Origin of the sequence: Streptomyces kebangsaanensis (genome assembly GCF_001906585.1) — a bacterium.
Lineage (GTDB): Bacteria > Actinomycetota > Actinomycetes > Streptomycetales > Streptomycetaceae > Streptomyces > Streptomyces kebangsaanensis.
On the sequence record NZ_JUJA01000160.1, the window covers coordinates 145,025 to 155,161 of the forward strand.

A 10,137-nucleotide genomic window follows, 5' to 3' on the forward strand; every position below is an offset into this window, starting at 1 on the left:
CAGGCCGCCGTAGCCGGAGGTGTCGCCGCCGTTGCCGGCGCCGAACATGCCGCGCTGGACGCGGATCTCCTCGCCGCCCTGGCCGCGCTGACCGGGGAGGTTGTCGACGGCGAGGTCCTTCTCGGGGTTGACCCCGTTCGCGGCCCCGTTCCCGGAGCCGTTCACGCCGTTCACGTTCTTGCCGTCGGCGTCACTCATCGCAGCAGCCCCTTCATCTCGATCGTGGGCAGGGCCTTGAGCGCCGCCTCCTCCGCCTCGCGGGCCGCTTCCTCGGCGTTCACGCCGAGCTTGGAGGACTGGATCTTCTGGTGGAGCTTGAGGATCGCGTCCATCAGCATCTCGGGCCGCGGCGGGCAGCCGGGCAGGTAGATGTCGACGGGGACGATGTGGTCGACGCCCTGGACGATCGCGTAGTTGTTGAACATGCCGCCCGAGGAGGCGCAGACGCCCATGGAGATCACCCACTTGGGGTTGGGCATCTGGTCGTAGACCTGCCTGAGGACCGGCGCCATCTTCTGGCTGACCCGGCCTGCCACGATCATCAGGTCCGCCTGGCGGGGCGAGCCTCGGAAGACCTCCATGCCGAAGCGCGCCAGGTCGTAGCGGCCGGCGCCGGTGGTCATCATCTCGATCGCGCAGCAGGCGAGGCCGAAGGTGGCCGGGAAGACGGACGCCTTGCGCACCCAGCCCGCGGCCTGCTCGACGGTGGTCAGCAGGAAACCGCTCGGCAGCTTTTCTTCGAGTCCCATGTCGTTAGAAGCCCCTCAGTCCCATTCCAGGCCGCCGCGCCGCCATACGTACGCGTACGCGACGAAGACGGTGAGCACGAAGAGCAGCATCTCCACGAGCCCGAAAACACCCAGGGCGTCGAAGGTGACGGCCCAGGGGTAGAGGAAGACGATCTCGATGTCGAAGACGATGAAGAGCATCGCCGTCAGGTAGTACTTGATGGGGAAGCGCCCGCCGCCGGCCGGCGTGGGGGTCGGCTCGATACCGCACTCGTAGGCCTCGAGCTTGGCGCGGTTGTACCGCTTCGGCCCGATCAGGGTGGCCATGACCACGGAGAAGATCGCAAAGCCTGCCCCGAGGGCTCCCAGTACGAGGATGGGCGCATACGCGTTCACCGCTCCTCGCTCCTCTCAGTCGGCACTGACTGCACGGGGTCCCCCCTGGTCGAGCGAAGCCGAGACCTTGGGGGAGGTAGCGGGCTCACAGCCGCCTCACATGCCCCACCACCCCCGCTTGCGCCGACGAAGATCGAGAACATGTGAAGCAGGTCACAAGCCCAACTGCCTCGCATCTTATGCCCGACGCTCTGTGATCTGCGACACGGGGTATTGCACGGGCTTTGTGATCTTCACCACCTGACGAACGATCATCAAGTCGGATGAGCGGTGACCTTCGCACGCGAAGCACCTGTGTGATCACTACTGGTTACATTTTATCTCGTATTCGCAGGTCGGAGGGGGTGCGCATTATCAGATGCCCGGCACCCGACGCAAAGTGGCGGAGTTCGTCAAGACCTTGGTATAGGGCGGCTTTTCACACATCAGAGGGACGGCGACACGAGATGTGGACGCGTTCACCCCTTCACAAGCCGGGGACGCACCCCGCAGTCCCCCGCCGACACCCCCCTCACCCATGGGGCTCATGTGACATAAGGGACCACTGGGCTCCGATGCGCGGACGCGCCGCGAGGCGGCGACCGTTCCGTGACCTCCGTCACATCCATGAGAAGCGCGTGAGAGCCGGGCTTGGCCAACGACCTCGACCAGTGGTAGGTCGGGAGCAATTCGGACGTAACAGCGAAAGCCCATGATCACAGGCATGATCACGTGCGTCCGCAATGTCCGTTGTGCCGTCAATAAGGAATCGGACCCGGGAATTTGGGCGCTCCGTTGAACAAATGTGGCGCACCACACGTTCCTTGAAGATATGAAGGAGCCCCTGGTACCGGTTGTTCCCATGTCCCACACCGCTCAGATACGCAGCCACCGGAAGCCCCGCCGTAGCGCGTCGAACATCGCGATGCGGGCCGGAGTTGCCAGTGGCGTCTTCGGCACCCTGGCAGTGGCCGGTGCGTCGGCGTCGGCGAACGCCGCCGAGCCGGTGACCCAGACCCTCGAACTGCCCACCCTGACGGCCGACCTGGCCGCCCAGGTGGCCCAGTCGGCGGACGCCACACAGCAGGCCGCAGCGAACTACCAGCTGCAGGCCGAGCGCGACGCGGCCGCCGCGAAGGCCGCGAAGCAGGCCAAGGCGGACCTCGCCGACGCCAAGAAGAAGGCCGAGGCCGCCCGCAAGGAGGCTGCCGAGACCGCCCGCAAGGCCGCCGCCGAGCGCGCCTCGCGCACCACCGAGCGGACCGTGCTCGCCACCCCGGCGAGCACCAGCACCGTCACCACGAGCACGTCCACGGCGACCGGTTCGGCCGCGGCCGTCGTCTCGTTCGTCAAGGCCCAGGTCGGCAAGGCCTACGTCTCCGGTGCCACCGGTCCGTCCGCCTACGACTGCTCCGGCCTGGTGCAGACCGCCTTCAAGCAGGTGGGCATCAGCCTGCCGCGCGTCTCCCAGAACCAGTCGACCGCCGGCACCCAGGTGTCGCTGTCCAACCTGCAGCCGGGCGACATCCTCTACTGGGGCGGCGCGGGCAGCGCGTACCACGTGGGGGTGTACGTCGGCAACGGCATGTTCGTCGGCGCGCAGAACTCCTCCACGGGCGTCGTCGAGCGGCCGCTGTCCTACGACCCGCCGAGCGGCGCGGTCCGGGTGCTCTGAGGCACCACGCGCCCACGCACGGCCGTACGTGCCGGAGGGCCGCAGCCGCTCGGGGGCTGCGGCCCTCCGGCACGCCCGTGCGCGCTCCGGACTTCGGGCCCACCCCGGCAACGCCGAGGGGCGCTCACCCACGCGGTGAGCGCCCCTCGGCGTTGCCGTTCGCCGTCCGGGCCGGCTCACGCCTTGGGCGCCACCTTGCTCAGGCCGTTGATGACGCGGTCCATCGCGTCGCCGCCCGTCGGGTCGGTGAGGTTGGCCAGCAGCTTGAGGGTGAACTTCATCAGCAGCGGGTGGGTCAGCCCGCGCTGGGTGGCGATCTGCATGACCTTCGGGTTGCCGATGAGCTTCACGAAGGCGCGGCCCAGCGTGTAGTAGCCGCCGTAGGTGTCCTTCAGGACGCGCGGGTAGCGCTGCAGGGCGAGTTCGCGCTGGGCGGGCGTGGCCCGGGACTGGGCCTGGACGATGATCTCGGCGGCGAGCTGGCCGGACTCCATGGCGTAGGCGATGCCCTCGCCGTTGAAGGGGTTCACCAGGCCGCCCGCGTCACCGACGAGCAGCAGGCCCCTGGTGTAGTGGGGCTGGCGGTTGAAGGCCATGGGCAGGGCGGCGCCGCGGATCGGGCCGGTCATGTTCTCGGGGGTGTAGCCCCAGTCCTCGGGCATGGACGCGCACCAGGCCTTCAGGATCTCGCGCCAGTCGAGCTCCTTGAAGGACGCCGAGGTGTTGAGCACCCCGAGGCCCACGTTGGAGGTGCCGTCGCCCATGCCGAAGATCCAGCCGTAGCCCGGCAGCAGCCGGTCCTGCGGGCCCCGCCGGTCCCACAGTTCCAGCCAGGACTCCAGGTAGTCGTCGTCGTGGCGGGGGGACTCGAAGTACGTGCGGACCGCGACGCCCATCGGGCGGTCCTCGCGGCGGTGCAGGCCCATTCCCAGGGACAGCCGGCTGGAGTTGCCGTCGGCGGCGACGACGAGCGGCGCGTGGAAGGTGACCTCGCGCTTGTCCTCGCCGAGTCTGGCCTTCACCCCGGTGATGCGGCCGGTGCGGTCGTCGACGATCGGGGCGCCCACGTTGCAGCGCTCGTACAGCCGCGCGCCCGCCTTCTGCGCCTGCCGGGCGAGCTGCTCGTCGAAGTCGTCGCGCTTGCGCACGAGTCCGTAGTCCGGGAAGGAGGCGAGATCCGGCCAGTCCAGCTGCAGGCGCACACCTCCGCCGATGATCCTCAGGCCCTTGTTGCGCAGCCAGCCGGCCTCCTCGGAGATGTCGACGCCCATCGCGACGAGCTGCTTGACGGCGCGCGGGGTGAGCCCGTCGCCGCAGACCTTCTCCCGCGGGAACTCGGTCTTCTCCAGCAGGAGTACGTCGAGTCCGGCCCGGGCGAGGTGGTACGCGGTGGCGGAGCCGGCCGGCCCCGCGCCCACGACGATCACATCGGCCCTGTTCCCGGAGAGGGCCTCGGAAGGGGACTCGGACTGGGGCTCGGTCTCGACGGTCACGGCGGGATCTCCCCAAGGTTCGTAATCTGCGTGCCGACCGGCACCGGACATGGGCAGTCTATGCAGCAGAATTGATCACCCGGCTGAAGGGCTGCCCCCGTGAACCGAGCTCTCCCCGTCGTACGGCTGCGCGTTCCCACCGACGAGGACGCCGTCGCCTGGCACCGGATCTTCGACGACCCGGACGTCATGGAGTTCCAGGGCGGCAGGCCCGCGGAGCTGTTCGTCTACGAGGAACTCACCGCCCGTCAGCGGCGGCACGACGCCGAGCGCGGCTTCTGCCTGTGGACGATGCTCGACGAATCCGGCCGGGTCGTCGGCTTCACCGGCGCCCAGCCGTGGGAGCGGGACTGGGGCCCCACGGGCGAGACCGAGATCGGCTGGCGGCTCGGCCGGGAGTTCTGGGGCCGCGGATACGTCACGGCAGCCGCCCGCATGACCCTGGAGCGGCTGCGCGCGGCCGGCCTGCCGAGCGTGGTGGCCATGGTCGACGCCCGCAACGAGCGGTCCATCGCGGTCACCCGGCGGCTCGGCATGCGCCTCGCGGAGGCGTTCGTGACGCCGGTGTCGCAGCGGCAGGGCCACTGCTACCGGCTCGACCTTTGACCGTTCCTGGGCAGTGAGCGGGAGTGAGTCCGCGCACTGGCACGCCCCGAACGGTTGTGGGCGCACTGGTCGTCCCCCGCGACCGGAGGTCGCTGACGGATACTGCCGCATCCCGGGCGGCGACACGGATCCTGTCCGTGGTCCGGGCCGGGCGGGCGGCCCGCAGCCGGAGGCTGCTGATGCACACGCCTCACGACCTGGCCTGTGGGAGCGGCCAGAGGCGACGGGGAGGCCCTGAACCATCTCGCTGGTGGAGCAGGGGCCCCGCTCGCCGGCACCGCACCCGGCGTCCCGGATCGCACGGCAACGCTACCCCGACCGGCCCAGCACACCACAAGCCCGGAAGCCGACCATCACACGATCGAGCTAAACCGACCCCGTACACACTCCCCGACGAGCAGTTGCGAACCCCACAAGCCCGTCACCGAAGGTAGTCGACTGTCACGGAAAGACACACGATGCTTCCGGGCGGCGCCCCCGGCGGCTACCCTGCCGGTACCGCTGGGGGTGACGTCTGTGCGCATGACACCCAAAACACCCGAAGTGCGCGTACCGCGCCTGGTCGGACTGATGGCCGTGGACGCCCGCGAGACCGCCCGGGCGCGGGGCCTGCTCCTCGACGCGCCGGACCGTCCGGACTTCCACCACACCGTCGTCGACCACGTCGTACGCCAGTACCCGCGGCCCGGTGCCGAGGTACCGCGGGACTCCATGGTGTACGTGTGGTTCGACTTCCGTCCGGGCGAGGGCGGCGGAGGCGTCCGCGAGCCGCGCGTCCCGAGGCCGCCCACGGGCGGGCTCCGGCGCGAGCTCGACGAGCCGGGCGATCCGTACGCGGCCGGCCCCGCGCGGCACCGCGACGGCATGACCGTCAGGCCTTGAAACCCCGGTGCAGGGCGACGATTCCGCCGCTGAGGTTGCGCCACGCCACCTTCGACCAGCCGGCCGCCCGCAGCCGCCCGGCCAGCGAGGGCTGGTCGGGCCAGGCCCGGATGGACTCGGCGAGGTAGACGTAGGCGTCGGGGCTGGAGGACACCGCGCGTGCCACGGGCGGCAGGGCGCGCATCAGGTACTCGGTGTAGACGGTGCGGAACGGCGCCCAGGTGGGGTGGGAGAACTCGCAGATGACCACCCGTCCGCCGGGCCGGGTCACCCGGTGCATCTCGCGCAGGGCCCGGTCGAAGTCCTGCACGTTGCGCAGCCCGAAGGAGATGGTGACGGCGTCGAAGGTGTCGTCCTTGAACGGCAGCCTGGTCGCGTCGCCGGCCGTGAACGGCATCCAGGTGTGCCGCCGCTTGCCGACCCGCAGCATCCCGAGGGAGAAGTCGCAGGGGACGACGTAGGCGCCGGCGCGGGTGAAGGGCAGCGAGGAGGTGGCCGTACCGGCGGCGAGGTCGAGGACCTTCTGCGCCGGCCGGGCGTCGACGGCGCGCGCGACCTCCCTGCGCCACCGCCGGTCCTGCCCCAGGGACAGCACGTCGTTGGTCAGGTCGTACCGTTCCGCCACGTCGTCGAACATCGAGGCGACGTCGTGCGGCTGCTTGTCCAGGGATGCGCGGGTCACGGGCCCATTGTTGCAGGCGGGGCCGCGGCGTCACGGCGGCTGTCCCGGCTTCTCGCGTAACGCCGCACGGGTCCCGCCGGGTGTGGGATATTTCCGCTCCTGAACGCCGATTTGTTCCGTTCCCGAGACGGACGCGACGAGAGCTGGTGCACGCGTGATGAGGAGCCTTTCGAAGCCGGCGGCCGGGGCCGGGCTCGCCTGCCTGCTCACCCTGGCCGCCACAGGCTGCTCCTCGGGTTTCGGCGGCACCTCGGACGCGGCCCCGAAGGTGCCCGGGCGCACCGCCGGTACGGCGTACGCCCCGTACGTGAACGCCACGACGGCCTCCGGCAACGACTCCGCCGGCTCCCCGGCGACGTACAACCTCGCCTTCGTGATCTCCGACGGCAGCGGCTGCACACCGCAGTGGGACGGCGGGTACGCCCTCGACAACAAGCAAGTGACAGCGCGGATTTCGCGGCTGAGGAAGTCGGGCGGCGCGCTGCGCGTCTCCTTCGGCGGAGCCGACGGCAGGGAGTTGGCGGCGACCTGCGGCGACGCCTCCGCGCTGGCCGGCGCGTACGGCAGGGCACTGGACGCGGCGGGCTCCACCCGGGCCGACTTCGACATCGAGGGCGACGAGTTGACCGACTCCGCCTCCGTCGCCCTGCGTTCCCGGGCGATCGCGCTGCTGCAGAAGGAGCGGCCCGGACTGGAGGTCACCTTCACCCTGCCCGTCATGCCCTCCGGGCTGGACTCCCACGGCCTGGCCCTGCTGGAGTCCGCCAACCGGCACGACGTCCGGGTCTCCACCGTGAACCTGATGACGATGAACTACGCCGAGTCGTACGCCGGCGACATGGGCGACTACGCCATCGCCGCCGCCGAGGCCGCCCACACCCAGTTGAAGAAGGTCTTCGCGCTGTCGGACGCCGCCGCCTGGCAGGGCATGGCGCTCACCTCGATGATCGGCGTCAACGACGTCGCCGGCGAGACCTTCACGCTCTCCGACGCGGCCCAGGTGCGCGCCTTCGCCGAGAGGAAGCGGATCGCCTGGGTGTCGATGTGGTCCACCTTCCGCGACCAGCAGTGCGAGAAGGGCTCCTCCGCACGGGGCGACGCGGCGACCACCTGCAGTGGGGTGAGGCAGAAGCCGGGGGCGTTCGGGAAGGCGTTCGGGGGGTGAGCCCCCGGCGGGCTCAGCGGCGCCGGTACACCAGGCGGCCGCCGAGGACGGTCGCCACGCAGCTCGCCGCGCCGCGTGCGGCGAGCGCGGCCTCGTCCGGGACGTCGAAGACGGCGAACGTCGCGTCCCTGCCCTCGAACGGCACCAGCGGCGTCAGGACCGCCTCCGCGAGGCCGCGCCCGGCCAGCGGATCCAGGGCGGGCGGACCGGCGGGGTCCCCGAACCGCTCCCCGGCCGTCAGCCCCGCCCGGTGCACCGCGTCCACCACGGCCGGTCGCCGCAGCTCCCCCGCCACGGCGACCGTCCCGTGCGCCAGCATCCGCTGCACCCCGCGCCGTGCGCTCGCACCCCAGCGGGTGTCGGTCATGGGCAGTGCCGCGAGGGCCGCGCCGGTGACCGGCTCGGTGCCCAGCTCGTCCGCCTCGCGCGGGTCCGGATGGTAGGCCTGCTCCAGCAGTTCGGGCCCGTACGGGTTGACCAGGCCCGGCGCGATGAGCCCCGGCCAGCGCCGGACACGGGCCTGCGGACGGGCGGCGGCCAGTTCCTCGTACGGCCCGAGGCCCGCGAGCACCCGGCCGTCCACGAGCACCGCACCGCCCGGTACGACGACGGGGTGCGGCCGGTCCGCGGTGACCAGCAGGTCGGCGGCGTGAATCGTCAGCACGGGCGGCCCACTTGACGCCGCGTCAGTTGGAGGCGAGGAGCTTGAGCTCCGGGTGGGCCGTCCCGCCCGCGATCGCCGTCGAGGAGATGTGGGACATCACGCGGTCGTCGACCGGGTCGTTCGCCGGGTCGTCGTGGACGACGAGGTGCTCGTACGTCGTCGACCGCTGGGCCGGGACCCGCCCCGCCTTCCGGATGAGCTCGATGATCTCCATCCGGTTGGACCGGTGCTTGGCGCCCGCGGAGGAGACGACGTTCTCCTCGAGCATGATCGAACCGAGGTCGTCGGCGCCGTAGTGCAGGGTCAGCTGGCCGACGTCCTTGCCGGTGGTCAGCCAGGAGCCCTGGATGTGCATCACGTTGTCGAGGAAGAGGCGGGCGATCGCGATCATCCGCAGGTACTCGAAGAGGGTGGCCTGGGTCCGGCCCTTCAGGTGGTTGTTCTCCGGCTGGTAGGTGTACGGGATGAACGCCCGGAAGCCGCCCGTCCGGTCCTGCAGGTCCCGGATCATCCGCAGGTGCTCGATCCGCTCGGCGTTCGTCTCACCGGTGCCCATGAGCATCGTCGAGGTGGACTCCACGCCCAGCCGGTGCGCGATCTCCATGATCTCCAGCCAGCGCTCGCCGGACTCCTTCAGCGGGGCGATGGCCTTGCGCGGCCGCTCCGGCAGCAGCTCGGCGCCGGCACCGGCGAAGGAGTCCAGGCCGGCCTCGTGGATCCGGGTGATGGCCTCCTCGACCGACACGCCCGAGATCCTCGCCATGTGCTCCACCTCGGAGGCGCCCAGCGAGTGGATCACCAGCTGCGGGAAGGCCTCCTTGATGGCGCGGAAGTGCTCCTCGTAGTACTCCACGCCGTAGTCCGGGTGGTGGCCGCCCTGGAACATGATCTGCGTGCCGCCGAGTTCCACGGTCTCCGCGCAGCGCCGCAGGATGTCGTCCAGGTCGCGCGTCCACCCCTTCGCGGTGTCCTTGGGGGCGGCGTAGAAGGCGCAGAACTTGCACGCCGTGACGCACACGTTCGTGTAGTTGATGTTGCGCTCGATGATGTACGTCGCGATGTGCTCGGTGCCCGCGTACTTCCGGCGGCGTACGGCGTCGGCCGCGGCGCCCAGCGCGTGCAGCGGTGCGTCGCGGTACAGGTCGAGCGCCTCCTCGGGGGTGATCCGTCCGCCCGCGGCGGCACGGTCGAGGACGGACTGGAGGTCGGCCTTCTCGGTCACCGGCGTCCCTTTCGCAAGGTTCGTAAGGGTTGTGGACAGACCGAACCAGCCTACGCCAGGGGGGTTACGGTCCTCACGTCAGGCCGCGTGGGTGACGGCCCGCGCTACTCGGCCTTCGACAGCCGCGCCTCCGGGTATCCCGACCCGGAACTCTCCGACTTGTACACGAGGTCGTCCCCGACCGGGCTGAGGCGGACCGTGTGCTCGGTCTGGACGCAGTTCGGGCGGTTGGCCCCGACGCCCTCGGACGACATGACGAGCTCCGTCTCCGTCACCTGCCTCAGCGTGAGCACGTCGTCGCAGACTCCGCCGATCTGGTCCGTGTGGCGCACCGTGCCCGCCTTCTCGCCCACGGCGGCCTGGCGGACCGTCACGCGGAAGGTGCCCATCGGCAGGGCGCCGCCGAGGGCGGCGCCCTGGCCCTCCCAGGTGCCGAGGTAGCGGGCGGGGACCGGGACCGGGGAGGAGGGGGAGGAAGGGGAGGAGGAGGTGGTGGCGACCTGTGTCGGGGAGTGGTCGCCGCCGGGTGTTCCGTCGCCGGTCCCGTCGTTGCCCGAACGGAACGGGAACAGCAACAGCAGCGAACCGGCCGTCACCACCGCCAGCGCGCCCGCGACCGCGAGGACCACGCCGCGGCTCGGCCGG

General features: G+C 70.8%; 10 protein-coding genes and 2 pseudogenes. 4 read left to right on the plus strand and 8 right to left on the minus strand.

Annotation, left to right across the window (positions count from 1 at the left end; genetic code table 11):
- The 3 genes and pseudogenes from RH94_RS45025 to RH94_RS30650 all read right to left on the minus strand — a co-directional run.
- Window positions 1-198 (minus strand): annotated as a pseudogene (locus RH94_RS45025) (NADH-quinone oxidoreductase subunit C); the annotation flags it as partial.
- The gene (locus tag RH94_RS30645) at window positions 195-749 is read right to left on the minus strand and encodes a NuoB/complex I 20 kDa subunit family protein (protein WP_007383964.1); all 555 of its coding nucleotides are present in this window, start codon (window positions 747-749) and stop codon (window positions 195-197) included. The pseudogene RH94_RS45025 and the gene RH94_RS30645, both read right to left, overlap by 4 nt.
- A gap of 15 nt (window positions 750-764) precedes the next feature.
- The gene (locus RH94_RS30650; RefSeq protein ID WP_007383963.1) at window positions 765-1,124 is read right to left on the minus strand and encodes an NADH-quinone oxidoreductase subunit A; all 360 of its coding nucleotides are present in this window, start codon (window positions 1,122-1,124) and stop codon (window positions 765-767) included.
- 841 nt (window positions 1,125-1,965) lie between these two features.
- On the opposite strand from RH94_RS30650, the gene RH94_RS30655 reads away from it, so the two are divergent.
- The gene (locus RH94_RS30655; protein ID WP_079189255.1) at window positions 1,966-2,778 is read left to right on the plus strand and encodes a C40 family peptidase; all 813 of its coding nucleotides are present in this window, start codon (window positions 1,966-1,968) and stop codon (window positions 2,776-2,778) included.
- A gap of 176 nt (window positions 2,779-2,954) precedes the next feature.
- Here the strand turns inward: RH94_RS30655 and RH94_RS30660 are convergent, their stop codons facing one another.
- Entirely contained in the window at window positions 2,955-4,271 is a 1,317-nt protein-coding gene (locus tag RH94_RS30660) for a geranylgeranyl reductase family protein (protein ID WP_073951593.1), read from the minus strand.
- Between the two features lie 99 nt (window positions 4,272-4,370).
- On the opposite strand from RH94_RS30660, the gene RH94_RS30665 reads away from it, so the two are divergent.
- Both RH94_RS30665 and RH94_RS30670 read left to right on the plus strand, forming a co-directional pair.
- Window positions 4,371-4,877: a GNAT family N-acetyltransferase gene (locus RH94_RS30665; protein WP_073951594.1), complete on the plus strand. Its 507-nt coding sequence runs from the start codon at window positions 4,371-4,373 to the stop codon at window positions 4,875-4,877.
- Between the two features lie 522 nt (window positions 4,878-5,399).
- Window positions 5,400-5,759, plus strand: a complete 360-nt coding sequence (locus RH94_RS30670) for a PASTA domain-containing protein (protein ID WP_073951595.1) — start codon at window positions 5,400-5,402, stop codon at window positions 5,757-5,759.
- Here RH94_RS30670 and RH94_RS30675 read toward each other — a convergent pair.
- Window positions 5,749-6,441: a demethylmenaquinone methyltransferase gene (locus RH94_RS30675; RefSeq protein ID WP_073951596.1), complete on the minus strand. Its 693-nt coding sequence runs from the start codon at window positions 6,439-6,441 to the stop codon at window positions 5,749-5,751. The genes RH94_RS30670 and RH94_RS30675 overlap by 11 nt on opposite strands.
- 157 nt (window positions 6,442-6,598) lie before the next feature.
- Between RH94_RS30675 and RH94_RS30680 the strand changes: the two genes are divergently transcribed.
- Window positions 6,599-7,606 (plus strand): chitinase, encoded by a 1,008-nt coding sequence (locus RH94_RS30680; RefSeq protein WP_073951597.1) that lies wholly within the window; start codon window positions 6,599-6,601, stop codon window positions 7,604-7,606.
- 13 nt (window positions 7,607-7,619) lie between these two features.
- On the opposite strand, the gene RH94_RS30685 is transcribed toward RH94_RS30680, so the two are convergent.
- The 3 genes and pseudogenes from RH94_RS30685 to RH94_RS45030 all read right to left on the minus strand — a co-directional run.
- The gene (locus RH94_RS30685) at window positions 7,620-8,270 is read right to left on the minus strand and encodes a hypothetical protein (protein WP_107428868.1); all 651 of its coding nucleotides are present in this window, start codon (window positions 8,268-8,270) and stop codon (window positions 7,620-7,622) included.
- Between the two features lie 22 nt (window positions 8,271-8,292).
- A complete protein-coding gene (gene mqnC / locus RH94_RS30690) occupies window positions 8,293-9,492 on the minus strand; it encodes a cyclic dehypoxanthinyl futalosine synthase (RefSeq protein WP_073951598.1) in 1,200 nt (399 codons plus the stop codon).
- A 104-nt stretch (window positions 9,493-9,596) separates the two neighbouring features.
- Window positions 9,597-10,137: pseudogene (locus RH94_RS45030) on the minus strand (serine/threonine protein kinase); the annotation flags it as partial.

Bases quoted from the DNA above. Each gene is read 5' to 3' on its own strand.
- RH94_RS30680 (WP_073951597.1), top strand. From the start codon at position 6,599: ATGAGGAGCCTTTCGAAGCCGGCGGCCGGGGCCGGGCTCGCCTGCCTG.
- RH94_RS30655 (WP_079189255.1), top strand. From the start codon at position 1,966: ATGTCCCACACCGCTCAGATACGCAGCCACCGGAAGCCCCGCCGTAGC.
- RH94_RS30645 (WP_007383964.1), bottom strand. From the start codon at position 749: ATGGGACTCGAAGAAAAGCTGCCGAGCGGTTTCCTGCTGACCACCGTC.
- RH94_RS30670 (WP_073951595.1), top strand. From the start codon at position 5,400: ATGACACCCAAAACACCCGAAGTGCGCGTACCGCGCCTGGTCGGACTG.